Raw genomic sequence first — 26,966 nt, 5'->3', positions numbered from 1 at the left:
CGTCAGCGCACACTCGCGGCCGCCAGCGCGGCTCGCACACGACGCAGGATGCCGGCGGGACGGTCCTCCGCAACGATCCGGACGACGATCCACCCCATCCGCTCGAGCATCTCGATTCGTCGAATGTCTTTGACGTACTGCCGCCGGTTCACCCGATGATGGTCACCGTCGTATTCGACGGCCACCATCCAGTCCTCCCAGCCCCAAGTCGAGATAAGCGACGGGAATGCCGTCCACGTCCAGCACAGGTATCTGGGTCTGTGGCCGCGGCAGGCCCGCGTCGATGAGGAGCAGCCGCAGATAGCTCTCCCGAGGGGATTGCGCTCCCGCGTCGATCAGCTCGAGCGCGGCCTCCAGCCGCCGCAGGCCGGACGAACGAGGGTGGCGTCGGGCGACGCTCAGCACGTCATCGACCTTGAAACCCGTTGCGCGGGCGAGCGCGTCCAGCCGAACGACGGATGACCGGACTGCTCCGCGGCGCCCGATGTCGAAGGCGGTGCGCTCGGGCGTCGTGACGGAGCGGCCGGCGATGATTTGCGTTTCGCCGACCGCCAGCGCGGCACGGCGCGTCAGGATGCCCTCGGGCGGACGGGGGTTGGCATACATCAGCTCGACCGGGATGTCATCAGGAATCCATTTGGCGCCGTGCAACGCCGCGGCGGCCGCTCCGGCGATGGTCCCGCTGCGTCCGGACCACAGCCATGCCGCGCTGATGCGCAGTTCGAGGGAAAGCGGAACGTCATTCAGGAGGTAGACGTTGGGAAACACCGCCCGGTAGTGAGCGCGCAACTGATGCCTGCTCAACGCCCGAGATGCCAGTGCTTCGCTGCCGATAAACGGTTCGCTCATAGCCCGCATGCTGCGAACGACCGCAGATCGACCGCCGGCCGCGAGTTAACCGATGCACAGGGTCAGGCCTACCAGGGCTTCGGTGTGCATTCAGGACTTCGAGCGTGCTCCCAGGGCGGGGGTAATCGCGAAAACCCCGCCGTCAGTGCACGCTCAACCGCCCGCACGGGCGTCGCAAGGAAATCTCAAGAAGGCTTCGGCATAGTTGATGCATGGCGGGGCAGTCCAGGCAGTGGCTGACCACGGCCCGGGTGCTGCGCCGGGCCGGGTTCGGGGTGACCGGACCCGAGGTCGACGCCGCCGTCGGCCGGGACTGGCCCGGCCACGTGGACGCGATGCTGGCCACCAACCCCGACGCCGATCCCGGCGCGGTCGCGACCCCGATGCCCACCCTGACCACGCCGACCCCGCCCGGCAAGCGCGCCACGCCCGCCGCGCGCAGGCAGTACAACCAGCAGATCACCGAACAGTTGAGTGTGCTGTCGGATTGGTGGATACGTCGCATGGTCGGCGTGCGGCAGCCGGTGCACGAAAAGCTGACCCTGTTGTGGCACAACCACTTCGCCACGTCGGCGCAGAAGGTCCGGGTCGCGGCGTACATGGCCGCACAGAATCAGAAACTGCGCGCGGGGTCGCTGGGCGATTTTCGCGCCCTGGCGTACGCGATGCTGACCGACGCCGCGATGCTGCGCTGGCTGGACGCGCAGAGCAGTACCGCCAAGGCACCCAACGAAAACCTGGCCCGCGAGTTCATGGAGCTGTTCGCGTTGGGACATGGCAACGGCTACACCGAGAGCGACGTGCGCAACGGGGCGCGGGCCCTGACGGGATGGGTGATCGGCGCCGGCGGCACGACCTCGGTGGCCCCCAAACGCCATGACGCGAGCGCCAAGACGCTGTTCGGGCGCAGCGGCAACTTCGATGCCGCCGGGTTCTGCGACACCGTGCTGGCGCAACCCAAATCGGCCGAATACGTCGCGGGACGGCTGTGGCAGCAACTGGCCTCCGACGATCCGGCGCCGCCGCCCGTGCTCGAGCGGCTGGTCGCCGCGTACGGGCCCAGCCGCGACCTGCGCGCGCTGACCCGGGCGATCCTCACCGACGACGAGTTCACCGGCAGCCGCGCCGCGGTGGTCAACACCCCGGCCGAATGGCTCGTCGGGGTGATCCGGGCGCTGCGGGTACCGGTCGATAACCCCAAGCGCCTCAAGATGATTGACGCGACCCTGCGTACGCTGGGTCAGCGGCCGTTCTACCCGCCCAGCGTCGGGGGCTGGCCCAGCGGCCAGGTGTGGCTGTCCACCGCCAGCGCCGACGCCCGCCTGCGGGCGGCGACCGAGTTGGCGCACGCCGGCGACCTCTCGGGCATCGAGAGCGCCGCCGCCGGCGACCGCATCGACGCGGTCGGTTACCTGATCGGTGTCGGCGCCTGGTCGGACCGCACCGTGAACGCGCTGCGGCCGCTGACAGGCCAACCGGCGCGGTTGGTCGCGGCCGCCGTCAACACTCCCGAATACCTGACGTCGTAGCGAGAACGCCCATGCCCGAGATGAACCGTCGCAAATTCCTGATAGCCAGCGCGGGAGCCGGCGCGGCGGGGCTGCTCTCCTCGGCCGTGGCGGTCAACTGGCCCGACCTGATGCGCGCGGCGCGGGACCGGCCGCTGGCCGACGGCGCCGGCGTCCTGGTGATCGCCACGCTGTACGGCGGCAACGACGGGATCAACACCGTGATCCCCTACGCGGACAACGCCTATCACGACGCACGGCCCGAACTCGCCTACGCCCCAAGCGATGTCCTGCACCTCGATCAGCAGCTTGGCCTCAACCCGGCGATGAGGGGGCTGGCCGGGCTGTGGAACCAGCGGCGGCTCGCCATCGTGCGCGGCGCGGGCTACCCGAAGCCCGACCACAGCCACTTCCGGTCCATGGACATCTGGCAGACGGCGTCGCCGGCCGAGCCCGTGTCGACGGGCTGGATCGGCCGCTGGCTCGACGCCACCGGCGACGACCCGTTGCGGGCGGTCAACATCGGGGCGGTGCTGCCCCCACTGGCCGTCGGCGCCAAGTGCACGGCCGCGGCGCTTTCGCCGGGCGGTGGGCCGGGCAAGGCGGAGACGTTCGACGCGGTGATGGCCGCGCTGGGCAGCGACGACCCCGACGACACGCCGGCGATGGCCGCGGTGTGCAAGGCCTACCGAGCCGCGCGCACGGCCGACACCACGTTCGCCTCGGTGAAACCCGCGACCAAGCAACATAATTCACTGTCCGCCCAGCTGAGCGTGGTGGCCCAGGCCATCAAGGCCCGCGTCCCCACGCGGGTCTACACGGTGCAGTTGGGCGGCTTCGACACCCACGCCGGCGAGCGCGGGACCCAACAGCGTCTGCTGCAGACGTTCGACGAGGCGGTGACCGCGTTCGTCCAGGAGATGGCCGGCCGCGATGTGGTGCTGATGGCGTACTCGGAATTCGGGCGCCGGGTTCGCGCCAACGCTTCGCAGGGCACCGATCACGGCACGGCCGGTCCCGTCTTCGTCGCCGGTACCCCGGTCAACGGCGGGTTCTACGGCGAGCAGCCCAGCCTCACCGACCTCGACAACGGAGACCTGAAGTACACCACCGACTTTCGGGACATCTACGCCGAGCTGCTGGCGCGCACGGTCGGGGCCGATCCCACGCCCGCGGTGGGCGCCGGCCGCAACAGGCTGGGCTTTTTATCCGCCTAGCACGTGCACGCAGTCACGCGCGATGGCCAGCTCCTCGTTCGTCGGGACGACCAGGACGGCGATCGGTGAATCGTCGGCGGAGATCTGGCGTGCCCCCTTGCCGCCGCCCAGGTTGCGGCGCTGGTCGAGCACGATGCCCAGCTCCTCCATACCGGCCACCGCGTCGCGGCGCACCGCCGGGTCGTTCTCGCCGATCCCCGCGGTGAAGCTGATGACATCGGTGTGCCCCAGCACCGCCAGATAGGCGCCGATGTACTTGCGCAGCCGATGCGTGAACACGCTGTAGGCCAATTGCGCTGACTCGTCGCCGGATTCGATCATCGTCCGCAGCCGGCGGAAGTCGCGCTCGCCGGACAGGCCCAGCACACCGGAACGCTGGTTGAGCATCGACTCGACGTCGTTCACCCCCATCTCGGCCGCATGCGAGAGGTAGCCGACGATGCTCGGGTCGATGTCGCCGCTGCGGGTGCCCATCACCAGACCCTCCAGCGGCGTCAGGCCCATCGAGGTGTCCAGGGGCCGGGTACCGGCGATGGCCGAGGCGGAGCAGCCGTTACCCAGGTGCAGCACAATCTGTTTCAGGCCACCGACCGAGCGGCCCAGGAACGCCGCGGCCTGCTCGCTGACGTAGCGGTGCGACGTCCCGTGAAACCCGTACCGGCGGATCCGGTAGCGCTGGGCCAGGTCGCGATCGATGGCGTAGGTGGCCGCCGCGGGCGGCAGGTCGTGAAAGAAGCCGGTGTCGAACACCGCGATGTGGGCGGTGTCGGGCAACAGTTTGCGCGCGACCTCGATGCCCTTGAGGGCGGGCGGATTGTGCAGCGGGGCGAGCTCGGACAGTTCGTGCAGCCGGCCGATCACCGCGTCGTCCAACAGCGTGGGTTGATAGAAGGTGTTGCCGCCGTGCACCACCCGGTGGCCCACCGCGACGATGCCGCTCGCCTTCAGGTCGATACCGTCGTCGGCCAGCGTGTCGAACGCGCGGCGTAGCGCCGCGTCGTGGTCGGGAACCGACGACGACTCCTCTCCGATCCGCTCGACGAGGCCGGTTGCCCGCGCGGCACCCGAATCGGGGTCGACCACTTGGTATTTCAGGGATGACGAGCCGGAGTTGATCACCAGCACCAGGCGCGTGTCGCCACTGTCCGCCACGGCTACCCCTGCGCCTGGATCGCAGTGATGGCCACGGTGTTGACGATGTCTTCGACCAGCGCGCCCCTGGACAGATCGTTCACCGGCTTGCGCAAGCCCTGCAGCACTGGCCCGATGGCAAGCGCGCCGGCACTGCGCTGCACCGCCTTGTAGGTGTTGTTGCCCGTGTTGAGGTCGGGGAAGATCAGCACAGTGGCTCGGCCGGCCACCGGTGAGTCGCGCAATTTGGTCGCCGCGACCGACGGCTCGATCGCGGCGTCGTACTGAATGGGTCCCTCAACCGGCAGGTCGGGGTTGCGTTTCCGCACCAATTCGGTTGCCGTCCTTACCTTGTCGACGTCCGCGCCGGTGCCCGAGTCGCCGGTCGAGTACGACAGCATCGCCACCCGCGGTTCGATGCCGAACTGCGCGGCGGTGCGCGCCGACGAGATCGCGATGTCGGCCAGCTGCTCGGGCGTCGGGTTCGGGATGATCGCGCAGTCGCCGTACGCCAGCACCCGATCGGGCAGGCACATCAAGAAGATGCTGGACACCGTCGAGACGTCCGGGACCGTCTTGATGATCTCGAACGCGGGCCGCACGGTGTGGGCGGTGGTGTGCGCCGCGCCGGACACCATGCCGTCGACATAAGAGTTGTGCACCAGCATGGTGCCGAAATAGGTGCTGTCGCGCATGGCCTCGCGGGCCTGCTCGACGGTGACGCCCTTGGCCTTGCGCAACTCGGCGTATTGGTCGGCGAACTCGTCGCGCAGCGGACTGCTGCGCGGGTCGATCACCGTGGCATCGACCAGGTCGACGCCGAGTTCCCCCGCACGCTGGCGGATCCGGGCCTCGTCGCCCAAAATGGTCAGGTCGGCGACACGGCGCTGCAGGACCCGTCCGGCGGACCGCAGGATCCGGTCGTCGTCGCCCTCGGGAAGCACGATGTGCTTGCGATCCGCGCGCGCCTGCAGCGTCAGCTGGTGAATGAACATCTGCGGCGTGGTGACCGTGGGTATCGGAATGGCAAGCTGCGCAAGCAGATCGGTGATGTCGACGTGAGCGTCCATCAGCTCCAGCGCGGTGTCGATCTTGCGCTGCGAGGTCGCCGTGACCCTGCCCCGCGCCGACGCCGCCGCGCTGGCGGTGTCGTAGGTGCCCAGCACGGTGGCGACGATCGGCAGCCGCAGCCGAAGACCCGCGACGAGCGCGGCGATAGACGGGTGCAGCGTGAAGCCGCCGTTGAGCACGATGCACGATAGCGACGGAAAGCCTTCCGCGGCATGGGCGCTGGCGACGGCGAGCACCACGTCCGAGCGGTCGCCGGGGGTGATGACGGCGATGCCGTCGCGCAGCCGTTCCAGGACATGGTCGGCCGTCATCCCGGCGACCAGCACGCCGGTGACCTCGCGTTCACGCAGCGACTCCTCGCCGCTGACCGGCGTTCCGCCGACCGCCTTCTCCAGCTCGGCCACAGTCGGCGCCGACAGCAGCGGCTCGTCGGGCAGCACGTAGCTGCGCTGGGCGAATCTGCCCAGGGCCGCGGCGATGTCGGTCAGCCCGGCCGGATCGCAGCGGTTGGCCACCACCGCCGCGGTGTGGGCGTGCTGGGCATCCAGCTCGGCCAGGCAGACGTCGATGACGCTGGCGATCTCGGCGGCCGTGCGACCCTTGCCGCTGACCGTCAGCAGCAGGGGCGCACCGAGATTGACCGCGATGCGCGCGTTGGTGGAAAGTTCCGCGGGCCGCGTCACGTCGGTGTAGTCACTGCCGACGATCACCACGACGTCGCACGCCTCGGCGACGGCGTGATAGGCGTCGACGACGCTGGCGAGGGCGGCGTCACCGTCGGCGTGCAGCTGCTGATAGGTGACGCCGACGCACTGCTCGTACGACAGGCCGGCGGTGGTCCGCGTCAGCAGCAGTTCCAGGATGTAGTCGCGCTCGTCACCGTCTGAGCGCGTAATGGGCCGGAACACACCGACTTTCGCGACCGTCGCGGTCAACCGGTGCAGCAGTCCGAGCGCGATGGTCGACTTGCCGGTCTCCGGCTCGGGGGCGGCGATGTAGATCGCTGTCACTGAACCGACAGAGGGCCCGAGACCATTCGCCCGTCCCTCAGGCCAGCCGCCGCAGCCGCGGCGCCAGGTCCTTCTCGAAGAGCTCCAGGAACCGGCGTTGGTCGTGGCCGGGCGCGTGGAACACCAGATGGTTGAGGCCCCATTTCACGTACTGGCCGACCTTTTCGACCGCCTCGTCCGGGTCGGACGCCACGATCCAGCGCTTGGCGACCTGCTCGATAGGCAGCTCGTCGGCGGCCTTCTCCATCTCCAGCGGGTCGTGAATGCTGGTCTTCTGCTCGGCCGTCAGCGACAGCGGCGCCCAGAACCGGGTGTTCTCCAGCGCCTTGTCCGGGTCGGTGTCGTAGGAGATCTTGATTTCGATCATCCGGTCGATGTCGTCGGGATTCTTTCCGGCGGCCTCCGCACCCTCCCTCATCGCGGGCATCAGCTTGTCCTTGTACAGCTCCTCGCCCTTGCCGGAGGTGCAGATGAAGCCGTCGCCGGCCCGACCCGCGTACTTGGCCACCTGCGGGCCGCCCGCGGCGATGTAGATCGGGATGCCGCCCTCCGGAACGTCGTAGATGGAGGCGCCCTTGGTGTGGTAGTACTCGCCCTCGAAGTCGACGCGGTCGCCGAGCCACAGTTCGCGCATCAGCCGCACCGATTCGCGCAGCCGGGCATAGCGTTCCTTGAACTCCGGCCACTCGCCCTCGTATCCGGTGGCTATCTCGTTGAGCGACTCGCCGGTGCCCACGCCGAGGAAGATGCGGTCCGGGTACAGGCAGCCCATCGTCGCGAACGCCTGCGCGATGACGGCGGGGTTGTAGCGGAAGGTCGGGGTGAGCACCGAGGTGCCCAGCACCAGCCGCTTGGTGCGCTCGCCGACGGCGGTCATCCAGGCGAGCGAAAACGGGGCGTGTCCGCCCTCGTGCCGCCACGGCTGGAAGTGGTCACTGACGGTGGCGCTGTCCATGCCGTGCCCTTCGGCGGCGACAGCGAGTTCGACGAGCTCGCGTGGTGCAAATTGTTCAGCGGACGCTTTGTATCCGAGTTTCAGTTCAGCCACCTGTTCTTTCTACTCCTGTGCTGGATCGCAGGCGCGGCTGAGCCGGGTTCACACCTACACTCGCGGGCATGCGATCGGCGCCGACTCTCGTTCAAGTGACCGACACGGTGTACCTCGCCCAAGGCGAGGCCGTTAACTGGACCCTGGTAGTCGACGGCACCGGTGTGCTGCTGATCGACGCCGGGTATCCCGGCGACCGCGAGGACGTGCTGTCGTCGCTGCGGCAGCTGAGCTATGGCCCCGGCGACGTGCGCGCCGTCCTGCTCACCCACGCCCACATCGACCACCTGGGCTCGGCGATCTGGCTCGCCAACGAATACGGCACCGACGTGTACTGCCATGCCGAGGAGGTCGGACACGCCAAGCGCGAGTATTTGGAACAGGCGTCGGTTTTCGATGTCGCCCTTCGCATTTGGCGGCCACGCTGGGCGGCCTGGGGTCTGCACGTGCTGCGCAGTGGCGGCCTGATTCGCGATGGCATCCCGTCCACCCGGCCGCTGACCGCCGAGGTGGCCGCCGGCCTGCCGGGCCACCCCAGTGCGGTGTTCACCCCCGGGCATACCAGCGGACACTGCTCGTATGTGGTGGACGGCGTGCTGGTCAGCGGCGATGCGCTGATCACCGGCCACCCGCTGCTGCGCCGCGGCGGGCCGCAGCTGCTGCCCGCCGTGTTCAGCCACAGCCAGCAGAATTCGCTGCGCAGCCTCGACGCGCTGGCCCTGCTGGACACCGAGATCTTGTTGCCCGGGCACGGCGACGTGTGGCGCGGTCCGATCCGGGAAGCGACCGCACGCGCCATCGCGCTGGCCCAGTGACCGTTCTGGCGAAACCCCCTGTGAATTCAGGGCTTTGCGTGTGAATCCTTGGTCTTCAGCGTGAACCTACGGCGGGCGTTGCTCGGCGTGTCGCCACCAAGGATTCACACCGAAAGTCGACGGTTCACACTCAACCGGCCAAGCCGAGGACGGGTGACTGCGGCGGTGTCAGATCAGCCACTTCTCGAAGGCGATCGGCAGGAACGGGCCCCACGACGGCAGCGGGTCCGGCGCTATCCGGGTGTACCCCGTCGCGTCATAGAGCGCCTCGGCCTCGGGCTGCCGATTGCCGGTGATCAGGTAGAGCCGCCGATACCCCCGCGCCCGGGTCTCGGCCTCCAGCGCGGCCAGCAGCGCCCTGGCGTAACCGCGGCGCCGGTGCGCGCCGTCGGTCCAGATCCGCTTGAGCTCGGCGGTGTCGGGGTCGTAGCGGCGGAACGCGCCGCCGGTCACCGGCACGCCGTCCACGACGCCGATCAACAGGCCGCCGTCCGGCGGCGCCAACTCGGCCTGCGGCACGGGCAGCCAGGTCAGGTGGGTGCTCGGCGTGCCGCCGTAGCGCTGCGCATACTCGACGGCCAGTTCGGCCAGCAGCGGTTGCGCCAGCGGGTCGTCGTGAGTTGCCGACACGAACCGCAGTTGGCCGTGCGGCGGGCTTGGATGCGGCATCACCACCACTCAAACGCGTGTCGCGGTGACGTATTCCGGGATGAACTCCGAATCACCGGGCCCCGTCCGTCGCCGCCTGCCCAGCCCCATCGCGCCCAGCAACTCGGCGATGCCAAGCCCGGCCGTTTCCCAGCCATTCGACGCCAAATACTCTGGTACATAGTGGTATTCGCCGGGATAGGTCAGGCTGGCCAGGTCAACGTCCAGGCCGCGCTGGCGCCAGCCGTCGACGAAGGCGCGCTCGGCCCCGAGCTGCAACGGATTCCACGTCGGCATGTGATCGGCAGTGAACCGACTGCCCGCCGCGCTCGCGGCGGTGACACAGTTGAGCAACTGATTCTGCTCGGCCGGCGGTAGATACCCGACGAGCAGCTGCTCGGCGACCCAGGCCGTGGGCTGCGCGGCGTCGAACCCGACCCGGCGCAGCGCGGCAGGCCAATCCTGGTGCAGGTCAACGCCGATCGCACACCGGTGGGTGGCCAATTCGGCGTCCAGCCCGCGCAGTACCTCGGATTTGAAGTCCAGCACCCGCGGTTGATCGATCTCATAGACCGTGGTCCCGGGCGGCCACCACAGCCGGTACGGCCGAGTGTCCAAACCCGACGCCAGGATCACCACCTGCCGGATGCCCGCGCGGACCGCGTCGGCCAGGAATTCGTCGACGAATCGGGTGTGCGCCGCCAGCGCGTCCATCAACGCCGTCATCGCCGGGTCGTCGCCGTCGTCCTCGGCGAACACGTGGTCCTTGATCGCCCGGGTCAGGTAGTCGATTCCGACGGCGGACAGCAGCGGCTCGGCGAACGGGTCGTTGAGCAGGCCCTTGTTGGTGGCCACCGCCCGCGCGGCGGCTCCGAAGGTCGCGGTCACCGCCACGTCGGCCCTCTGCGCCATCGTCGCCTCAGACGCCGGAGCGACGCCGCAGGGCCAGCCCGGCGGCCGCCCGCCAGCCCAGCAACAACAGCGCGGTGACCGTCGTCGCCACCAGCACGAAACTCGCCGCCACGCCCGCGGAACTCGCCTTGCGCAGCAGCATGCCCACGACCACGGTGGACAACCACGTGATCACCCCGGTCGGTACCACGGCGGTCGGCCGCCGCCACCCGCGGGAGATCACCCAGCCGACCACGGTGCCGGTGAGAAATGGCCACGCCGTCACGGCGATGCCAATGACGTCGAGGCCTTCGTCGTGGCTGCGGCGCCCCACGGCGCAGAACACCAACACCCCCACGACGTCCACCGCGAGCCAGGCCGGCCGCTGGAGCCTAAGCATGCAGGCAGACTACCGGGACGCGGCGCGATCCTTGACCGCGCAGCCGCGGTGAACCTAGATTCGTCGGAAATGAATCTTCATTCACTCAGCGGGCCGGCGGTGGTGACCGGCGGCCCGACGATGGCAGGCTGATCCCATGAGCACCAAGACGCCACCCGCCTTCGACCGCGACGACCCGCTCGGCCTCGACGCCTCGCTATCCAGCGACGAAATCGCGGTGCGCGACACCGTCCGGGAATTCTGCGCCGAGCACGTCCTGCCGCACATCGCGGAGTGGTTCGAGATCGGTGATCTGCCGGTCCGCGAACTGGCCAAGGGATTCGGCCAGCTCGGCCTGCTGGGCATGCACCTGGACGGGTACGGCTGCGGCGGCGCCTCCGCCGTGCACTACGGGCTGGCCTGCGTGGAGCTGGAGGCGGCCGACTCCGGCCTGCGATCGATGGTTTCGGTCCAGGGGTCGCTGGCAATGTTCGCGATCTGGAATTTCGGGTCCGAGGAACAGAAGCAGGAATGGCTGCCCGGCATGGCCGCCGGCGAGTTGCTCGGCTGCTTCGGGCTGACCGAACCCGACGTCGGTTCCGATCCGGCCGCGATGAAAACCCGTGCGCGCCAGGATGGTTCGGACTGGGTGCTCAACGGCCGCAAGTTGTGGATCACCAACGGCTCGGTCGCCGACGTCGCGGTGGTCTGGGCCGCCACCGACGACGGCATCTGCGGCTTCGTCGTGCCCACCAAGACACCGGGGTTTTCCGCCAACACGATCCACCACAAGCTGTCGCTGCGGGCCTCGATCACCAGCGAGCTGGTGCTCGACGACGTGCGGGTGCCCGCCGACGCGATGCTGCCCGAGGCCAAGGGCCTGCGCGGTCCGCTGTCGTGCCTGTCCGAGGCCCGCTACGGAATCGTCTGGGGCTCCATGGGGGCGGCCCGCTCGGCGTGGCAGGCCGCGCTGGACTACTCGACGCAACGCACCCAGTTCGGCCGCCCCATCGCCGGCTTCCAGCTGACCCAGGCCAAGCTCGTCGACATGGCCGTCGAGCTGCACAAGGGTCAGCTGCTGTCGCTGCACCTGGGCCGCCTCAAGGACAGCGTCGGGTTGCGTCCCGAGCAGGTCAGCTTCGGCAAGCTCAACAACACCCGGGAGGCGATCAAGATCTGCCGGACCGCGCGAACCATACTGGGCGGCAACGGAATATCGCTGGAATACCCCGTCATCCGGCACATGGTCAACCTGGAGTCGGTGCTGACGTACGAGGGCACGCCGGAGATGCATCAGCTGGTCCTCGGCCAGGCGTTCACCGGCAGCGACGCCTTCCGCTGACGCCGAGCACAATGGCCGCACGCCTGCAGTACACGTCCGAGCATCACCAGTTCCGGGACCTGGTACGCGATTTCGTGCAACAGACGGTCGTGCCCAATCACGAGACGTGGGAACGCGACGGCCAGTGGGACCGCTCGCTGTTCGTCGAGGCGGGCAAACTCGGGCTGCTGGGCTTCTCGGTGCCCGAGCATCTCGGCGGGCCGGGCGTGTGCGACTTCCGCTACAACGCGATCGTGATCGACGAGCTGCAGCGCGCAGGCGCGGCCGCCGAGGCCATCGCCTTCACGCTGCAAAACGACGTGGTGCTGCCCTACCTCACCGACCTGACCACACCGGAGCAGCAACAGCGCTGGCTGCCCGGCGTGGTCACCGGCGAGACGGTGCTCGCCATCGCGATGACCGAGCCCGGCACCGGCAGCGATCTGGCCGGAATCCGCACCACGGCAGTGCCCGACGGCAACGACTACGTCGTCAACGGCGCCAAGACGTTCATCTCCAACGGGCAGATCGGTGACCTCTTCGTCATCGCGGTGCGCACCTCGCCGGACCGCCACCACGGGCTGTCGCTGCTGGTCGTCGACCCAGCCACGCCCGGCTTCTCCCGCGGCCGCAACCTGGAGAAGATCGGCCTGCACGCCCAGGACACCAGCGAGCTCACCTTCACCGATATGCGGGTGCCGAAGGCCAATCTGCTCGAGGGCGAGGGCAAGGGCTTCTACCAGCTGATGAAGAACCTGCCCCAGGAGCGGCTCGCGCTCGGCGTGGGGGCGGTGGCCGCCGCCGAAGGCATCCTGGCTGAAACCCTCGACTACGTGCGTGACCGCACGGCGTTCGGCTCACCGATCGCCAGCTTCCAGAACAGCCAATTCGTGCTCGCCGAGCTGGCGACCGAAATCGACATCGCCCGAACCTATCTCGACGACTGCCTGGCCGAGCACCTGGACGGTGAGCTGACCGCCGCGCGCGCCGCCCGGCTGAAGTGGTGGACCACCGACCTGCAGGTGCGTACCGCCGATCGTTGCCTGCAGCTGCACGGCGGGTACGGCTACATGCGCGAGTACAGCGTGGCCCGCGCCTTCGTCGACGCCCGGATCCAGACCATCTATGGCGGCACCAACGAGATCATGAAGACGATCATCGCCAAGGACCTGGGCATCTGATGGTCACCGATTACAGCGAGCTGCCCGCCGCGGAGGCCGTGCGTGCGGCCCGGGCCGGCTCGCGGCGCCGCCAGGTGCTCGATGCCGCGGTCAAGGTGATGGGCCGCAACGGGTTTCACCAGATGTCCATGCAGGATCTGGCCGCCGAGGCCAAGGTGAGCGTCGGCCTGATCTACAAATACTTCGGTAGCAAGGAGCACCTACTGCTCGCGACGATCGTGCGGATCCAGGACGCGTTCCGCGATCAGCTGGCACCGGTCATCGCGGCCGCCGGCGCCGACGTCGTCGACCAGTTGACCGCGGGCGTGCGCCGCTACATCGAGATCGTCGACGAGAACCTCGACGGCGTGGTGCTGACCTACCGAGAGAGCCGCACCCTCGGGGCCCCGGGCCGCACCCAGATCAAGGACCTCGAAATCGCCACCGCCGCACCGCTGCGCTCGGTGATCGAGGCCGGCATCGACCAGGGCATCTTTCGCCGCGTCGACGTCGACCTGACCGTGTTCGACATCATGCTGCTCGCCCACGGCTGGGCGCTCAAGCACTGGCACTTCGGGCCGATCTACAGCATCGACCAATACATCACGCTGCAGACCCGCCACGTGCTGACCGGCTTGATTGCCGACGACCGCCGCGCCGGCTACGCGCACGTGCTGAAATAAGGGTCATGAGAATCACCGCCCGCCCGATTCGCGCCACGGTCGCGCTGCTGGCCCTGGGCGCCGTCGCCGGGATGCCCGCGGCGGGCGCCGATTCCACGCTGCCCGCGATGACCTCCAGCGGCGCCGGGCCGATCATCGGCGGCGGCTCGACCGCCGCGCAGGGAATCTCGCAGCAGCTCTTCAGCTTTGCCAACCCCAGTGCGGTCCAGGAGGTGGACGGCTCGGACGCGGCGCAATTCATCACGGCGGCGGCCGGGGCCGCCAACCAGCAGCTCGCCGGCCCCTTCTCGCTGCTGCGCCGGGCGTTGACCTGCCAGACCAACAACGCCGGATTCGGCGCCCGCGCCTACCGGCGCAGCGACGGGCAGTGGGGCGGCGCGATGCTGGTAGCGGCCAAGAGCGCGACCCCGAACGTCGACAGCCTGGTCGCCTGCGCCAAGACCAACTGGCGCAGGACGTCGGCCGGCGGCGAAGCCGCGATGTGCGACAACGGCTGGACGACCCCCACCTCCTACGAAAGCCGCCGTGGCGAGACCTATTACATCCTGCTCGCCGGCACCGCCGCCGACTTCTGCAGCGACCTGAACGCCAAGTACAAGAGCGACGCCAACGCGTGGCCGTTCTAGGCCCAGGCGATGCGCCGCCGAGCGGCCGGTGAAACCGATTGCCCGCTCGATGGTTTCGCCGCGGCGTGGCCCCGCCGATTTGGCCGCCGATTTGAATTCATATCCGGCGAGTGCCCACAGCTGTCGAGCAGCGGGAAATTAGCGTCCCAATATAGCCGCGATGACTTAGCCGCGCAGGATATTTCCAATTCTTCCCGGGTCGCGATTTTGCTGAAATTCCATTCGCGCCGAGGCGGCCGCATCCCGCCGGCGATCTCGGCTCATCCGTTTGACGAATGAGGCGGCGATATTCGCGAAATCCCTTATCTACGAGTCGTTGAGCACGTAAGCTAGCCCACGTCGGGCATCAGACAATCGTCTCCCAGACGAAGGGGGTTCTTATGTCACGTCGTACCGGCAAAATTGTCCTCGCCTTGGTCCTCGCTCTCGCAGCGCCAATGACCTCGGCGTGCACGGTTCCGCTCGTTATCGATTGCGGACCCGGTTTGACCTGCACCGGCGGATAGCCGTGCAGTAACCGAACGGGCCGCAATGTAATTTGCGTCTTTTCGTTCGGATATACCTTCGCGTTTTAGCGAAGTCCAACAGGTGACCGGCCGGAGCCGCGACATGGGTCGCTGATCCAGCATGACTCCGGCCGGGATCCTGTACCACACAAGGCATTTCGGTCAGCCGGCCGCGGCTTTGGCGCGCAGCGCGCACGAGAAGCGCCCAGAATCGATCCCTTGCAACGGCTTTCGCCCTGTGCGTCCCTTCGGCCGCTTGTGGCTGTCGCGCGGCGCTTCCGTGTCCGGAGAATGCCTCGCCTTTCTCCCCGGTGGCGTCGTACGGTGGACATGCGCTGGGAAGATGATTCCCAGGCCCACGCGTGAAGAAGGGACAGGCATGTCGCGCCATCGTGTCGTCATCATCGGAAGCGGTTTCGGCGGACTGTCCGCGGCCAAGGCGCTGCGGCGGGCCGACGTCGACATCACCGTGATCTCGAAAACGACCACGCACCTGTTCCAGCCGCTGCTGTATCAGGTGGCCACCGGAATCCTGTCCGAGGGCGACATCGCGCCGACCACCCGACTCATCCTGCGCCGCCAGCACAACGTGCGGGTGCTGTGGGGCGACGTCTCGGCCATCGACCTCACCGCGAAGACGGTCAGATCCCACCTGATGGGCATGGATACGGTGACGCCCTACGACAGCCTAATCGTGGCCGCCGGCGCGCAGCAGTCCTACTTCGGCCACGACGAGTACGCCGCCTTCGCACCCGGAATGAAGAGCATCGACGACGCCCTGGAGTTGCGGGGCCGCATCCTCGGCGCATTCGAGGCCGCCGAGGTCGCCACCGATCCGGCCGAACGCAAACGCCGGCTGACCTTCGTGGTGGTCGGGGCAGGGCCCACCGGCGTCGAGCTGGCGGGCGAGATCGTCCAGCTGGCCGAGCGCACCCTGGCCGGGGCATTCCGGACGATCACCCCCAGCGAATGCCGCGTCATCCTGCTGGATGCGGCGCCCGCGGTGCTACCGCCGATGGGTCCCAAGCTCGGCCTCAAGGCGCAACGGCGGCTGGAGAAGATGGACGTCGAGGTCCAGCTCAACGCGATGGTCACCGCGGTCGACTACATGGGCATCACGATCAAGGAGAAGGACGGCGGCGAACGCCGCATCGAATGCGCGTGCAAGGTGTGGGCGGCCGGGGTGCAGGCCAGTTCGCTGGGCGCGATGATCGCCGAGCAGTCCGACGGTACCAAAACCGACCGCGCCGGAAGGGTGGTCGTCGAACCCGACCTGACCGTCAAGGGACACCCGTACGTCTTCGTGGTGGGCGACCTGATGTCGGTGCCCGGCGTCCCCGGCATGGCGCAGGGCGCGATCCAGGGCGCCAAATACGCGGCCACCATCATCAAGCAGGCCGCCAAGGGCCACGACAATCCGGCCGAACGCAAGCCGTTCAAGTACGTCAACAAGGGCAGCATGGCGCTGATCTCCCGCTACAGCGCCGTCGCGCAGGTCGGCAAGGTGGAGTTCGCCGGATTCGTCGCCTGGCTGGCGTGGCTGCTGCTGCACCTGTACTACCTGATCGGCCACCGCAACCGCATTGCCGCCATGTTCGCCTGGGGCATCTCGTTCCTGGGCCGCACCCGCGGCCAGATGGCCATCACCAGCCAAATGATCTACGCCCGACCCGTGGTGGACTGGCTGGAGCGTCAGGCGCAGGACGGCACCCTGGCCGCGGCCGAACACGTCGACTCGGCCGAGAAACAGGCCGGCTAGCTCAGGGCCCGATCGATGTCGGCGATCAGATCGTCGGTGCCCTCCAGCCCGACAGAGATGCGCACCACGCCGTCACCGAGCCCGATCGCCGCGCGGCCCTCCGGGCCCATCGCCCGGTGCGTGGTCGTCGCGGGGTGTGTGACAAGGGATTTGGCGTCGCCGAGATTGTTCGAGATGTCGATCAGCTGCAGCTTGTCCAGCACCTCGAAGGCGCGGCCCATGGCCCCGCTGTCCGGGCAGTCGAGCGCGAAGGTGATCACCGTTCCCCCGCCGGACATCTGGCGCTTGGCCAGGTCGTATTGCGGGTGGGAGGACAGGTACGGGTAGCGGACCCAGCTCACCGCCGGATGGCTCTCCAGGAATTCGGCGATCCGGAAGGCCGAGGAATTGCTGTGCTCCACCCGGACCGCCAGCGTCTCAAGCCCTTTCACCAGCACCCAGGCGTTGAACGCGCTCATCGCCGGGCCGGTGTGCCGCATCAGCTTTTGCACCGGGCCGTCGATGTAGTCCTTGTCGCCCAGAATGGCCCCGCCGAGCACCCGGCCCTGGCCGTCGATGTGCTTGGTGCCGGAGTACACCACCACGTCGGCCCCCAGCGGGATACCCTGCTGCAGCAGTGGTGTGGCAAAGACGTTGTCCAACACCACTTTTGCGCCCGCGGCGTGTGAAAGTTCGCACACCGCGGCGATGTCCACCAGCGACTGCATCGGATTCGACGGCGTCTCGAAGAACACCGCCGTGGTGGGCACCGACAGCGCCTGCTCCCACTGCGCCAGGTCGTCGCCGTCGACGAAGACGGTTTCGACGCCCCAGCGCGGCAGGATCTCGCTGCACACCACGAAGCACGAGCCGAACAGGCTGCGCGAGGCGACCAACCGGTCCCCCGCGCCCAGCAGCGCGCCCAGCGAGGTGAACACCGCGGCCATGCCGCTCGCGGTGGCGAAGGCCGCGGGCGCCCCTTCGAGCAGGCGCAGCCGCTCCTCGAACATCGTCACCGTCGGGTTGCCGTAGCGCGAGTAGACGAAGTGGTCCACCTCGCCGGTGAACGACTGCTCCGCAATCGCCGCCGACTCGTAGACGTAGCCCGACGTCAGATACATCGCCTCGGCGGTCTCGTCGAATCCCGAACGCAACAGCCCGCCGCGCACGCCGATGGTCGCCTGGCTGACTCCCTCGGGCAGCGCCGCGGGCGTGCGAACGGAGTCGTCGTCGGCTGGGGTCATCGCCGGTTCAGCCCTGTTTCCAGGGCAATCCGATGGCGCGCCAGCCCGTCTCACCCCGGTGGCCGTTGGCGTCGAGCTGGCCCTCGAAGCCGTCCAGGATGTTGTAGGCCGGCGTGATGCCGAGCTGGGTCGCCACCTCGGCGGCGCCGATGGAACGGTTTCCTGAGCGACACAAGAACAGCACCGGCCGCTCCACGTCCGCTTCGCCCGGCGCCACCTGCTCGCGCAGCTGGTCGCCGAAGTTCGCGTTGTGCCGTCCGTCGGACGTGTTCCACTCCAGGAACAACACCTCCCGGCCGAGGCTGGACAGATCGGGCACACCGACGAATCGCCATTCGGCGTCGGTCCGCACGTCGACCAGCACGGCGTTGGGGTTGTCGCTGAGCAGCTTCCATGCGTCCAGGGGAGAGATGTCCCCGGCGTAGGAGTGTGCGCGCTCTGTGCTCATGCTCGTATTCCCTCGTTGCTCGTTGTCAGCCACACTATCCGCGCCCGAGCGGTCAAGCCCCGGCCGGATTCCCCCCGTACCCGCAGCGATACCTGACCTGAGATGGTATCGAGGCGCGGGGGCGGTGGCTTCGCGCGGGATGCCGTGCGGGGTTCAGCCCTGTGACTTCGGGGCGGCCAGCCGGCCGGCGACCTGGCCGGCGCGCTCGCGGGCGGCCGCCACCTCCGGCGCGGTCGCCAACGCCCGGAAGCCGCGCCCGAGCACCCGCAGGTCACTTTCGGGCACGCCGAGCGCTCCGGTCAGCGCGGCGGGGTCGTGCGAGTCGACCGGGTCGATGACGCGCGCGGCGGCCGGCGACACCATCATGGTGTCGACCGGCAGCCCGAGGATGGTGCGGGCCTGCAGTTCGAACGCCGAGAGCCGCTGGCTGCGCAACGTCACCCAGGCGCTGTCGGTCGGGCGCGACGTGACGTCGGCGAAGTACACCTCGTCGCCGTTGATCATCAATTCGACCGCGAAGACGCCGCGCCCGCCCAGCGCCTTGACGATCCGCGCGGCGATCGACTTCGCGGCGTCCGTGGCCGCCGCGCTCATCTTCTGCGGTTGCCAGGATTCCAGCACCTGCCCGGCGGAGCCGCGATGACCGATAGGCGAACAGAATTCGATCGCCGGACCGGCGGGGCCTTCGGTGCGCACCGCCAGCAGCGTCACGTAGAACTCGACCTCGACCACGGTCTCGGCCAGCACCCGCGGCTGTCCGGGGCCCGCGTGCGCGCCGGTCGCGCGTTGCCACGCCGGCCCGAGGTCGTCGCGCCGCGCCGCCACCGACTGCCCCGGCCCGGTCGGCCCGGCCACCGGCTTGACCAACAACGGATACCCGGCGTGCGCGCCCACCGCCTCCAATTCGGCCAGCGACCCGGCGAACCAGAACGGCGCGGTGGGCAGCCCCAACTCGTCGGCGGCCAGCCGGCGCAGGCCCTCGCGGTCCGCGCTGAGCCGCACGGCGCGGGCGCTGGGCACCAGCTCGGTGTGGTCGACGCCGGATCCGGCGGCCAGGGCGTCGAGGGCCCCGGCGGCGACGGCGTCGGTCGCGGTCACCACGAAGTCGGGCTGCAGCCGCCGCAGCGCCGCCGCCAGCTCCGCGGCGTCGGTCAGGGGGAGCACCAGAGCCTGATCGGCCACCCCGTGCGCGGGTGCGTGCGGGTGCGCGTCGACGGCGATCACCCGGGCGCCGAGGCGTCCCAGGTCGATCGCCAGCTCCCGGCTGATCTCGCCGGCCCCCAGCAGCACCACCGTCGGCCTGGCGTCGGAGGGGGCGTCCGGCTGGGCTTCGGCGCGCGCGGCAGGCTGCTGGGGCACGACGAGAGCCGTCGTCTCGTCGTCTCGTCCGTCGGTCACGCCGTCAGTCACGGCTCAAGGATAGGTCGGTTCCTGCGGTGCACCGTCGCGCCGCCCGCTGACGATGCGGCCCGCGTGGCGGGGTGCTGAGGAAGCGGGCCACCCTGCCTAGGGCTGGCCCGGGAGTAACTGCACCATCAGGCCGTTGGCCTCCGCCAGCAGCGCGCCCTCGGCGTCGACCAGCTCCGCGGACACGAACGCTTTGCGCCCCTCGGTGCTGGTGACCCGTCCACGCACCACCAGCGGCGCGTCGATCGGGGTGATCTTGCGGTAGTCGACGTGCAGGAACGCCGTGCGGCTGATCGGCCGGTTCGAGGCGTGCGACACCATCCCGAACATGTGGTCGAACAACAGCGGCAGCACGCCGCCGTGCACCGCGTAGTTGCCGCCGACGTGGAACCGGGTGAAATGGCCCTGCATTTCGCAGCCGTCGGGCTCGTAGCGCGTCAACGTCCACGGCGGCAGCAGCAGGCTGCCCATGCCGGGCAGCCCGGGCGTCCGCCCGGCCGGCGCCCGGCCCTCCACGGCGGCCTGAAACGGGCCCAGCAGCTCCGTCAGCGCAGCGACGCGGTCGGCCGCGTCGTCCCACGTGGCGTCGTCGGGGTCGGCCGACACGGCGAGATCCTGCAGCCGCCGCATGGCCGCCACGAACCGTCCGAAGCCCGGCCCGGGGTTGGCCACCCCGTATTCGGGAAAGCCGCCGTGATGTTCGTATTCTGGGTCGAGGTCTTTGGGATCCTGGGCGGCGTCCGTCACGGACGGGCCGCCAGGACGTCGCGGCGCACGATAGTCTGTTCGCGCCCGGGCCCCACGCCGATGCACGAAATATGCGCTCCGGCAAGCTCTTCCAGCCGCAGCACGTAGTCGCGCGCCTTGGCCGGCAGGTCGTCGAACTCCCGGGCGTGCGAGATGTCCTCCCACCAGCCGGGCAGCTCCTCGTAGATCGGTTCGGCGCGCCCCAGATCGCTCTGCGTCATCGGCATCTCGTGAATGCGTTTCCCGTCGATCTGGTAGCCGACGCACACCGGAACGGTCTCCAGGCTGGACAGCACGTCGAGCTTGGTCAAGAAGAAGTCGGTGATCCCGTTGACCCGGGTGGCGTACCGCGCGATGACGGCGTCGAACCAGCCGCAGCGCCGGCGCCGGCCGGTGGTGACGCCGAATTCGCCACCGGTCTTGGACAGGTATTCGCCGTTCTCGTCGAACAGCTCGGTGGGGAACGGGCCCGAACCGACGCGGGTGGTGTAGGCCTTGAGGATGCCCAGCACCGCGGTGATCCGAGTGGGGCCGATACCCGAACCCACGGCCGCGCCGCCCGCCGTCGGATTCGACGACGTCACATAGGGATACGTGCCGTGGTCGACGTCGAGCAGGGTGCCCTGCGAGCCTTCCAGCAGCACGGCCTCGCCGGCCTCGAGCGCCTGATTGAGCAGCAGCCGGGTGTCGGCGATGCGGTGCTTGAAGCCCTCGGCCTCCTCCAGCAGGGCCTCGACCACCTGGTGGGGATCCAGCGCCTTGCGGTTGTAGATCTTGACCAGGATCTGGTTCTTCAACTCCAGCGCGGCTTCGACCTTGTGCGTCAACACTTCCCGATCGAGCACGTCGGCGACCCGGATGCCGATGCGTGCGATCTTGTCCTGGTAGCAGGGGCCGATGCCGCGGCCGGTGGTGCCGATCTTCTTGTTCCCCATGTAGCGCTCGGTGACCTTGTCGATGGCCACGTGGTAGGGCAACAGCAGGTGCGCGTCGGCGGAGATGAGCAGCTTGGAGGTGTCGACGCCGCGGTCTTCGAGGCCCTTGAGCTCGTCCAGCAGCACGCCGGGGTCCACCACCACGCCGTTGCCGATGACATTGGTGACACCGGGCGTGAGCACCCCCGACGGGATCAAGTGCAGCGCGAAGTTCTCCCCGGTGGGCAGCACGACGGTGTGCCCGGCGTTGTTGCCGCCCTGGTAGCGCACCACCCACTGAACGCGCCCACCGAGCAAATCGGTGGCCTTACCTTTGCCCTCGTCGCCCCATTGGGCGCCGATGAGGACGATTGCCGGCATGACACGCTCCAACCTGATCTCGCCTGCGTATTGTGGTCCAGCCGGTGACCCACCCTAGCCTGGCGACCGTGCGGGCCGCCGATGGCCAGCTCAGGAGCCGGGCAAATCAGCTTAAGCCAGGACGTGGCGAACTCACCCGTACGGCGCCCCGACCGCAGCGCTGGCCGGCGCAGGCGGCTTGGCCGCGCACACGCCGGTCCTGGTCGACGCGTCCAGCATCAGGCACAGGCCGTTGGCGCCACGAGCGCTCTTGGTGCCCGACCAACTCGGATGCACGGGCTTCCCGTTCCAGCTGATCAGCGTCCAGCCATCGTGGGGGCTGCCCTGGATCACCACGATGCCGGTATTGGGCAGCGGATCGAAAAGCAGGAGCAACGGATCGGGATTCTTGACGCTCATCATCGTTCCGAGGCCGATGGCGAATTCGCTGGAGAACGCCACCTCGGTGATCCTGCCGCTCGCGGAGCGGACCGGGTTGGCAACGGCCCTGCCGTACATCGTCTGGAGCACGTCGTTGAAGCGGCCGACGTTGCTCGCGGCGTTGCCGTACACGGTGTCGAGCGCGCCGTTGAAACGCCGGCGGAATTCGAACCCGTTGGAATCGGTGGAGCCGGGAGCCAGCATCGGCACGACGCGCAGTCCGAGCATCCAGGCGACCGGGGCCAGCAGGTATGCCAGCCCGCCGAGGCTGAACTGCGGCTGGCCGTTGAAAGCGCCGGCGTCGAGCTCGTTGAGCCCCGGCAACACCTGCGGGTTCATGCCCAACACGGAAGCCAACGGCGCCGCGGTCTGCTGCGTCCTGACCAACTGCGACGCGAAGATGGCGGCGACCGGGCCCCTCGCCGCGAGAACGCCGGCGACGGTCTGCGCCTGTTGCTGACCGAGCGCGGTGAGGGAGGCGCCGGGCGGCGCCGTGTCGATCAGGCTCGCGGCATTGGCCGTCGACTGCCCGTGTCGCACCAGGTCGATCACGATCGATTCGTCCGCCGAGGCTGTCGCGGATGCACCGCACAGCAGCACAATCGAAAGCAGCACGGCGCCAACGGGGTACAGCGGCTTCGTCAGCACCGGAGGCGGTTGGGGCCGGCACCGAGCAATGCGGTTCGCGCGGTTGACAAGATGGCGGTAAGTCGGCGAATGGTCATTCTCCGTTCCCTCAACCACTCGTGGCGGGATTCCGCGCAACGTCGGCCCTGTGGCAGGAGTAAAGTATCCGCTTGTTTCCCGGCGGCGCTGCAACAACTTTCGCAGTCCGACACCATGTTGTGACTGTGTCGTTATGGCGAGACGTTTCGACATCTAGCCTCATGACACGCCGAAAATGTTGGAAGACAACGGCATTGGCCGTTTCTTGATTGGATAGGCTGTGACGCAAGGAGATCGAGCCGACGCGCTTCTTCTGTTCGGCCAGCGGCGCACCTACCGGCCGTTGCGGGGCATGCCAACCCACCGCGTGGTCGGTGACACCGATATCGATGCCGCGATCGGCCCATACCGGCGGCTGATCGTGCTGGGCGGCGACGCCGAGCTGGCCGCGGTGCTCACCCGGCTGCTGCGCGCCGAGCGGCTCGACGTCGAGGTGGCCTACGTGCCACGCCGCCACACCCGGGCCACCCGGATCTACCGCCAGCCGGCCGGATTCCGGGCGGCGCGGCGGGCCCGGCGCGGTGCGGCGCGGCGGGTGCCGCTGATCCGCGACGAGACCGGGTCGGTGGTCGTGGGGCGGGCCGGCTGGCTGCCGGCCGACGGCGCGCGGTCGATCCACGGCGAGGCGGTGGTCGACGACACCACGTTGTTCGACGGCGACGTCGCCGGGGTGTGGGTCGAGCCGACGCTGACCATGCCGGGGTTGCGCGCGGCGATCGTCGGGCGCCTGTGGCCCCGCTGGGTCACCGGCCGCGCCGCCCAGCTGGGCAGCACCGGCGTCGCCGTGGTGCGTGACGGCGTCGCCGTGCCGCGCGCCGCGCGCCGCTCGGCGTTCTACCGCAACATCGAGGGCTGGCTGCTGGTCGGCTAGTTTCGATCGGTGAGCTTCCCCTCCTCCCGGCGCGAATCGGTACGACCCAGCCCGATCTTCCTGGGCCTGATCGCGCTGACGGGTGCCGGCGCCGCGCTGGCCTGGTCGGCCGGGATCAGCACGCGGCCCCTCGCTTATGTCGGGGTGTTCGTCTTCGTGATCGCCGGCTGGCTGGTGTCGCTGTGCCTGCACGAATTCGGGCACGCGGTGACCGCCTGGCGGTTCGGCGACCACGATGACGCCGTGCGCGGGTACCTGACGCTGGACCCACGCCGCTACGCCAATCCCGCGCTCTCGCTGGTGCTGCCGATGGTGGTCATCCTGCTGGGCGGGATCGGCCTGCCGGGCGCGGCGGTCTACGTGCGCACCTGGTTCATGACGCCCGCCCGGCGCACCATGGTCAGCCTGGCGGGCCCCGCGGCCAACCTGGTGCTGGCCATGCTGCTGCTCGCGGTGACGCGGTTGTTCTTCGACCCGGCGCACGTCGTGCTGTGGTCGGGGGTGGCGTTCCTGGCGTTCCTTCAGCTCACCGCCGTGTTGCTGAACCTGCTGCCCATCCCGGGCCTGGACGGGTACGACGCCCTGGAACCGCACCTGAGTCCCGAGACCCAGCGCGCGCTGGCGCCGGCCAAGCAGTGGGGCTTCGTCATCCTGCTGTTCCTGCTCCTGGCACCCGTGCTCAACCGGTGGTTCTTCGGCGTCGTGTTGTCTTTGTTCGACCTGTCCGGCGTGCCGGACGTCCTGGTGGGTTGGGGCAACGCGCTGACCCGCTTCTGGAGCCGCTGGTTCTGACCCTTGCCATATATGCGCCATTGCGCATATATTTCGCGCCATGGGCGCAGGCCACAACCACACCCCCGCCGAGACGGACGACGCTCGGCTGATCCCGCGCATGATCATGGCCGCGGCGATCCTGGCGGCGTTCTTCGTGGTGGAACTGGTCACCTCGCTGCTGATCAACTCGATCGCTTTGCTGGCGGACGCCGGCCACATGCTGACCGACGTGGTCGCCGTCTTCATGGGCCTCGCCGCCGTCACCCTGGCCCGCCGCGGCAGCGCGTCGCCCGCCCGCACCTACGGCTGGCATCGCGCCGAGGTGTTCACCGCCGTCGCCAACGCCGGGCTGCTGATCGGCGTGGCGGCGTTCATCCTCTACGAGGCCGTCCAACGGCTCAGCGAAGCTCCCGCCGTCCCCGGCGTGCCGATGATCGTGGTCGCCCTGGCCGGGCTGGCCGCCAACTTCGTCGTCGCGCTGCTGTTGCGTTCCCACTCGTCGGGCAGCCTGGCGGTCAAGGGCGCCTACATGGAGGTCGTCGCCGACACCGTGGGCAGCCTGGGCGTGCTGATCGCCGGTGTGGTCACCGTGACCACGCACTGGCCCTACGCCGATGTGGTGGTGGCGGTGCTGGTCGCGCTCTGGGTGCTGCCCCGGGCCGTCGCGCTGGCCCGCGACGCGCTGCGGATCCTGTCCGAATCGTCGCCGGCCCACATCGACGTCGAGGAGCTGCGCACCGCGCTCGGCGCCGTCGACGGGGTGATCGACGTGCACGACCTGCACGTGTGGACGCTGTCCCCCGGCAAAGACATGTGCACCGCGCACCTGATCAGCGCCGGCGATTCCGCGCGGGTGTTGCACGACGCGCGCGCGGTGTTATCGGCGCGCGGGCTGGAGCACGCCACCGTGCAGATCGACTGCCCCGACGACACCGATTGCTCGGACAGCTTCTAGCGCGTCACAGCCCGAGCGCCGCGCGCGCCCCGGGGTCGCAATCGTCGAGCAGGTCCAGGCAGCGCGAGTACTCGTCGGTTTCACCGATCGTGTCGGCGGCGCGCGCCAGGGCCGCCACACACCGCAGGAAGCCGCGGTTGGGTTCGTGCGAATACGGCACCGGGCCGAAGCCCTTCCAGCCGTTGCGGCGCAGCTGGTCCAGGCCGCGGTGATAACCGGTGCGGGCGTAGGCGTAGGCGGTGATGGCCTGGTCGTCGGCCAGGGCCTGCTCGGCCAGCGCCGCCCAGGCCACCGACGCCGTCGGATGGGCGGCCGCGACGATGCCGGGCTTCTCACCGGCCACCAGTTCCGCCTCGGCATCGGCGTCTCCGGGCAGCAAGGTCGGGTCGGGTCCCAGAAGATCTCCCATCGGCGTCATGGCTCTATTCTGCAGCTCGCTCCTTTTGCCCGCGTGACGCACCTCGGCCAGCGCCCCGAGCCGGGTACTCGGTCGCTAAGCTCTGCAACTACCCCACGAAGCGGGAGGACAGTAGTACTCATGCCCAACCCATCCGAACCCGACCGCGGCGGCACGCCGAAACGGCCCGGGTTCGACCCACGCGAGTCTCGCAACGAACCGAGCGACGAGTGGGGGGCCGAGTCCGGCTTCGACAGCGGAGACGACGCCACCGAGAGCGTCCCCATGGTCCCCAGCGACTCCGAGACCGAGACCGTGGTGATCAACAGACCCGACCCGCACAGCGGCCCGCAGGAAGTACCGGACGGGCCGCAGCGCGAACGCCGGTTCACCGCGCCGGGCTTCGACGCCAAAGAAACCGCGATCATCTCCACCACGCCGGAGCCCGCCACCGAGGTCTTCGCGACGCCGCCGGGACAGGACGGCACCGCACAGTTCGGGATCCCGCCGAAACCCGCTGTGCCGCAATCGATCCCACCCCGGCTCGGCGGTAAATTGCGCACTTCGCGGCAGATCAACTGGGGCTGGGTCCTGGCCCTGGTGGTGATCGTGCTGGCGCTGGCGGCGATCGCGATCCTGGGCACGGTGCTGCTGACCCGGGGCAAACACACCAACGTGTCGCAGGAAGACCAGGTGCGGCACACCATCCAGAACTTCGACGTCGCGATCCAGCGGGGCGACCTGACCACGCTGCGCACCATCACCTGCGGCACCACCCGCGACGGCTACGCCGACTACGACGAGCACGCCTGGGACGAGACCTACCGGCGGGTGTCGGCGGCCAAGCAGTACCCGGTGATCGCCAGCATCGATCAGGTGGTCGTCAACGGCCAGCACGCCGAGGCGAACGTCACCACGTTCATGGCCTATGACCCGCAACTGCGCTCCACCCGCAGTATGGATCTGCAGTATCGCGACGACCAGTGGAAGGTCTGCCAGTCCGCCAGCGGCTAGCTGTCGTGACCTGACACGTTGTTGTCAGGCGGCGAGCCGGCTGATTGGTGGTCGTCCGCCCAATGCG

Annotated in this window: 25 protein-coding genes and 1 pseudogene; 12 read left to right on the top strand and 14 right to left on the bottom strand. The window is 69.0% G+C overall.

Annotated elements, in window-relative coordinates; genetic code table 11:
* Window positions 1-2: 2 nt before the first annotated feature.
* Window positions 3-849, bottom strand: a pseudogene (locus ACYQ8K_RS15770) (hypothetical protein).
* A gap of 212 nt (window positions 850-1,061) precedes the next feature.
* Here ACYQ8K_RS15770 and ACYQ8K_RS15765 point away from each other — a divergent pair.
* Together ACYQ8K_RS15765 and ACYQ8K_RS15760 are read left to right on the top strand one after the other, a co-directional pair.
* Complete coding sequence (locus ACYQ8K_RS15765) at window positions 1,062-2,378, top strand: DUF1800 domain-containing protein (RefSeq protein ID WP_459970328.1); 1,317 nt, start codon at window positions 1,062-1,064, stop codon at window positions 2,376-2,378.
* 11 nt (window positions 2,379-2,389) lie between these two features.
* Window positions 2,390-3,574, top strand: a complete 1,185-nt coding sequence (locus tag ACYQ8K_RS15760; protein WP_459970327.1) for a DUF1501 domain-containing protein — start codon at window positions 2,390-2,392, stop codon at window positions 3,572-3,574.
* Here the strand turns inward: ACYQ8K_RS15760 and ACYQ8K_RS15755 are convergent.
* The 3 genes from ACYQ8K_RS15755 to fgd are packed head-to-tail and all read right to left on the bottom strand — an operon-like array spanning window position 3,563 to window position 7,834.
* The gene (locus ACYQ8K_RS15755; RefSeq protein ID WP_459970415.1) at window positions 3,563-4,699 is read right to left on the bottom strand and encodes an acetate kinase; all 1,137 of its coding nucleotides are present in this window, start codon (window positions 4,697-4,699) and stop codon (window positions 3,563-3,565) included. The two genes, ACYQ8K_RS15760 and ACYQ8K_RS15755, sit on opposite strands and share 12 nt — an antisense overlap.
* Before the next feature lie 29 nt (window positions 4,700-4,728).
* Window positions 4,729-6,786, bottom strand: coding sequence for a phosphate acetyltransferase (gene pta, locus ACYQ8K_RS15750; RefSeq protein ID WP_459970325.1), 2,058 nt, complete (start codon window positions 6,784-6,786; stop codon window positions 4,729-4,731).
* 37 nt (window positions 6,787-6,823) lie between these two features.
* Window positions 6,824-7,834 carry a glucose-6-phosphate dehydrogenase (coenzyme-F420) gene (gene fgd, locus ACYQ8K_RS15745; protein ID WP_459970323.1) on the bottom strand — a complete coding sequence of 337 codons (1,011 nt, stop codon included), beginning with the start codon at window positions 7,832-7,834 and terminating at the stop codon, window positions 6,824-6,826.
* 68 nt (window positions 7,835-7,902) lie between these two features.
* Between fgd and ACYQ8K_RS15740 the strand changes: the two genes are divergently transcribed.
* Window positions 7,903-8,649 (top strand): MBL fold metallo-hydrolase, encoded by a 747-nt coding sequence (locus tag ACYQ8K_RS15740; protein ID WP_459970322.1) that lies wholly within the window; start codon window positions 7,903-7,905, stop codon window positions 8,647-8,649.
* 168 nt (window positions 8,650-8,817) lie between these two features.
* Here ACYQ8K_RS15740 and ACYQ8K_RS15735 read toward each other — a convergent pair whose 3' ends face one another.
* Genes ACYQ8K_RS15735 through ACYQ8K_RS15725 form a run of 3 tightly spaced genes read right to left on the bottom strand, consistent with a single transcriptional unit; the run spans window position 8,818 to window position 10,588 of the window.
* The gene (locus ACYQ8K_RS15735; RefSeq protein ID WP_459970320.1) at window positions 8,818-9,321 is read right to left on the bottom strand and encodes a GNAT family N-acetyltransferase; all 504 of its coding nucleotides are present in this window, start codon (window positions 9,319-9,321) and stop codon (window positions 8,818-8,820) included.
* A gap of 6 nt (window positions 9,322-9,327) precedes the next feature.
* Window positions 9,328-10,209, bottom strand: coding sequence for an SAM-dependent methyltransferase (locus ACYQ8K_RS15730; RefSeq protein ID WP_459970318.1), 882 nt, complete (start codon window positions 10,207-10,209; stop codon window positions 9,328-9,330).
* Window positions 10,210-10,216: 7 nt separating this feature from the next.
* Window positions 10,217-10,588 carry a DUF3054 domain-containing protein gene (locus tag ACYQ8K_RS15725; RefSeq protein ID WP_459970316.1) on the bottom strand — a complete coding sequence of 124 codons (372 nt, stop codon included), beginning with the start codon at window positions 10,586-10,588 and terminating at the stop codon, window positions 10,217-10,219.
* A gap of 136 nt (window positions 10,589-10,724) precedes the next feature.
* Between ACYQ8K_RS15725 and ACYQ8K_RS15720 the strand changes: the two genes are divergently transcribed.
* The 5 genes from ACYQ8K_RS15720 to ACYQ8K_RS15700 all read left to right on the top strand — a co-directional run bounded on the left by ACYQ8K_RS15720 (window position 10,725) and on the right by ACYQ8K_RS15700 (window position 16,622).
* Complete coding sequence (locus ACYQ8K_RS15720; RefSeq protein ID WP_459970314.1) at window positions 10,725-11,909, top strand: acyl-CoA dehydrogenase family protein; 1,185 nt, start codon at window positions 10,725-10,727, stop codon at window positions 11,907-11,909.
* Window positions 11,910-11,920: 11 nt separating this feature from the next.
* Window positions 11,921-13,069 (top strand): acyl-CoA dehydrogenase family protein, encoded by a 1,149-nt coding sequence (locus tag ACYQ8K_RS15715; RefSeq protein ID WP_459970313.1) that lies wholly within the window; start codon window positions 11,921-11,923, stop codon window positions 13,067-13,069.
* Window positions 13,069-13,731, top strand: a complete 663-nt coding sequence (locus tag ACYQ8K_RS15710; RefSeq protein WP_459970311.1) for a TetR/AcrR family transcriptional regulator — start codon at window positions 13,069-13,071, stop codon at window positions 13,729-13,731. The genes ACYQ8K_RS15715 and ACYQ8K_RS15710 overlap by 1 nt, the downstream gene beginning before the upstream one ends.
* Window positions 13,732-13,736: 5 nt before the next feature.
* The gene (locus tag ACYQ8K_RS15705) at window positions 13,737-14,357 is read left to right on the top strand and encodes a hypothetical protein (RefSeq protein ID WP_459970309.1); all 621 of its coding nucleotides are present in this window, start codon (window positions 13,737-13,739) and stop codon (window positions 14,355-14,357) included.
* Between the two features lie 885 nt (window positions 14,358-15,242).
* Window positions 15,243-16,622, top strand: coding sequence for an NAD(P)/FAD-dependent oxidoreductase (locus ACYQ8K_RS15700; RefSeq protein ID WP_459970307.1), 1,380 nt, complete (start codon window positions 15,243-15,245; stop codon window positions 16,620-16,622).
* Here the strand turns inward: ACYQ8K_RS15700 and ACYQ8K_RS15695 are convergent.
* The 6 genes from ACYQ8K_RS15695 to ACYQ8K_RS15670 all read right to left on the bottom strand — a co-directional run bounded on the left by ACYQ8K_RS15695 (window position 16,619) and on the right by ACYQ8K_RS15670 (window position 22,777).
* On the bottom strand, window positions 16,619-17,845 hold the full coding sequence (locus ACYQ8K_RS15695; protein ID WP_459970305.1) for an O-succinylhomoserine sulfhydrylase: 1,227 nt from the start codon (window positions 17,843-17,845) through the stop codon (window positions 16,619-16,621). The genes ACYQ8K_RS15700 and ACYQ8K_RS15695 overlap by 4 nt on opposite strands.
* A gap of 7 nt (window positions 17,846-17,852) precedes the next feature.
* Complete coding sequence (locus ACYQ8K_RS15690) at window positions 17,853-18,293, bottom strand: rhodanese-like domain-containing protein (RefSeq protein WP_459970303.1); 441 nt, start codon at window positions 18,291-18,293, stop codon at window positions 17,853-17,855.
* A 153-nt stretch (window positions 18,294-18,446) separates the two neighbouring features.
* Window positions 18,447-19,703: a formate-dependent phosphoribosylglycinamide formyltransferase gene (gene purT / locus ACYQ8K_RS15685; protein ID WP_459970301.1), complete on the bottom strand. Its 1,257-nt coding sequence runs from the start codon at window positions 19,701-19,703 to the stop codon at window positions 18,447-18,449.
* 96 nt (window positions 19,704-19,799) lie between these two features.
* Window positions 19,800-20,447 (bottom strand): PaaI family thioesterase, encoded by a 648-nt coding sequence (locus ACYQ8K_RS15680; RefSeq protein WP_459970299.1) that lies wholly within the window; start codon window positions 20,445-20,447, stop codon window positions 19,800-19,802.
* Complete coding sequence (locus ACYQ8K_RS15675) at window positions 20,444-21,742, bottom strand: adenylosuccinate synthase (RefSeq protein ID WP_459970297.1); 1,299 nt, start codon at window positions 21,740-21,742, stop codon at window positions 20,444-20,446. The genes ACYQ8K_RS15680 and ACYQ8K_RS15675 overlap by 4 nt, the downstream gene beginning before the upstream one ends.
* A 132-nt stretch (window positions 21,743-21,874) precedes the next feature.
* Window positions 21,875-22,777 carry a histidine phosphatase family protein gene (locus ACYQ8K_RS15670; RefSeq protein ID WP_459970295.1) on the bottom strand — a complete coding sequence of 301 codons (903 nt, stop codon included), beginning with the start codon at window positions 22,775-22,777 and terminating at the stop codon, window positions 21,875-21,877.
* 403 nt (window positions 22,778-23,180) lie between these two features.
* On the opposite strand from ACYQ8K_RS15670, the gene ACYQ8K_RS15665 reads away from it, so the two are divergent.
* From ACYQ8K_RS15665 to ACYQ8K_RS15655, 3 genes are read left to right on the top strand one after another with little or no spacing between them, the layout of a single operon-like run.
* Window positions 23,181-23,759, top strand: a complete 579-nt coding sequence (locus ACYQ8K_RS15665) for a peptidase M50 (protein ID WP_459970413.1) — start codon at window positions 23,181-23,183, stop codon at window positions 23,757-23,759.
* A gap of 9 nt (window positions 23,760-23,768) precedes the next feature.
* Window positions 23,769-24,551, top strand: coding sequence for a site-2 protease family protein (locus ACYQ8K_RS15660; protein ID WP_459970293.1), 783 nt, complete (start codon window positions 23,769-23,771; stop codon window positions 24,549-24,551).
* 40 nt (window positions 24,552-24,591) lie between these two features.
* Window positions 24,592-25,488 carry a cation diffusion facilitator family transporter gene (locus ACYQ8K_RS15655; RefSeq protein WP_459970292.1) on the top strand — a complete coding sequence of 299 codons (897 nt, stop codon included), beginning with the start codon at window positions 24,592-24,594 and terminating at the stop codon, window positions 25,486-25,488.
* Between the two features lie 4 nt (window positions 25,489-25,492).
* Here the strand turns inward: ACYQ8K_RS15655 and ACYQ8K_RS15650 are convergent, their stop codons facing one another.
* Complete coding sequence (locus tag ACYQ8K_RS15650; RefSeq protein ID WP_459970290.1) at window positions 25,493-25,906, bottom strand: DUF3151 domain-containing protein; 414 nt, start codon at window positions 25,904-25,906, stop codon at window positions 25,493-25,495.
* Between the two features lie 120 nt (window positions 25,907-26,026).
* On the opposite strand from ACYQ8K_RS15650, the gene ACYQ8K_RS15645 reads away from it, so the two are divergent.
* On the top strand, window positions 26,027-26,899 hold the full coding sequence (locus ACYQ8K_RS15645; RefSeq protein WP_459970288.1) for an Rv0361 family membrane protein: 873 nt from the start codon (window positions 26,027-26,029) through the stop codon (window positions 26,897-26,899).
* Window positions 26,900-26,966 lie beyond the last annotated feature (67 nt).

This window comes from Mycobacterium sp. MUNTM1 (assembly GCF_054660795.1).
Note: the sequence above shows the minus strand (reverse complement) of the source record. Positions and strands in the feature narration are given on the sequence as shown.

Excerpts from the sequence above, each read along its gene's own strand:
- ACYQ8K_RS15720 (WP_459970314.1), top strand. The coding sequence starts at position 10,725 with ATGAGCACCAAGACGCCACCCGCCTTCGACCGCGACGACCCGCTCGGC.
- ACYQ8K_RS15690 (WP_459970303.1), bottom strand. The coding sequence starts at position 18,293 with ATGAGCACAGAGCGCGCACACTCCTACGCCGGGGACATCTCTCCCCTG.
- ACYQ8K_RS15675 (WP_459970297.1), bottom strand. The coding sequence starts at position 21,742 with ATGCCGGCAATCGTCCTCATCGGCGCCCAATGGGGCGACGAGGGCAAA.
- ACYQ8K_RS15730 (WP_459970318.1), bottom strand. The coding sequence starts at position 10,209 with ATGGCGCAGAGGGCCGACGTGGCGGTGACCGCGACCTTCGGAGCCGCC.
- ACYQ8K_RS15655 (WP_459970292.1), top strand. The coding sequence starts at position 24,592 with ATGGGCGCAGGCCACAACCACACCCCCGCCGAGACGGACGACGCTCGG.
- ACYQ8K_RS15695 (WP_459970305.1), bottom strand. The coding sequence starts at position 17,845 with ATGACCCCAGCCGACGACGACTCCGTTCGCACGCCCGCGGCGCTGCCC.
- ACYQ8K_RS15705 (WP_459970309.1), top strand. The coding sequence starts at position 13,737 with ATGAGAATCACCGCCCGCCCGATTCGCGCCACGGTCGCGCTGCTGGCC.
- ACYQ8K_RS15765 (WP_459970328.1), top strand. The coding sequence starts at position 1,062 with ATGGCGGGGCAGTCCAGGCAGTGGCTGACCACGGCCCGGGTGCTGCGC.
- ACYQ8K_RS15665 (WP_459970413.1), top strand. The coding sequence starts at position 23,181 with ATGCCAACCCACCGCGTGGTCGGTGACACCGATATCGATGCCGCGATC.
- ACYQ8K_RS15740 (WP_459970322.1), top strand. The coding sequence starts at position 7,903 with ATGCGATCGGCGCCGACTCTCGTTCAAGTGACCGACACGGTGTACCTC.
- ACYQ8K_RS15645 (WP_459970288.1), top strand. The coding sequence starts at position 26,027 with ATGCCCAACCCATCCGAACCCGACCGCGGCGGCACGCCGAAACGGCCC.
- ACYQ8K_RS15710 (WP_459970311.1), top strand. The coding sequence starts at position 13,069 with ATGGTCACCGATTACAGCGAGCTGCCCGCCGCGGAGGCCGTGCGTGCG.
- ACYQ8K_RS15725 (WP_459970316.1), bottom strand. The coding sequence starts at position 10,588 with ATGCTTAGGCTCCAGCGGCCGGCCTGGCTCGCGGTGGACGTCGTGGGG.
- ACYQ8K_RS15715 (WP_459970313.1), top strand. The coding sequence starts at position 11,921 with ATGGCCGCACGCCTGCAGTACACGTCCGAGCATCACCAGTTCCGGGAC.
- ACYQ8K_RS15700 (WP_459970307.1), top strand. The coding sequence starts at position 15,243 with ATGTCGCGCCATCGTGTCGTCATCATCGGAAGCGGTTTCGGCGGACTG.
- ACYQ8K_RS15760 (WP_459970327.1), top strand. The coding sequence starts at position 2,390 with ATGCCCGAGATGAACCGTCGCAAATTCCTGATAGCCAGCGCGGGAGCC.
- ACYQ8K_RS15650 (WP_459970290.1), bottom strand. The coding sequence starts at position 25,906 with ATGACGCCGATGGGAGATCTTCTGGGACCCGACCCGACCTTGCTGCCC.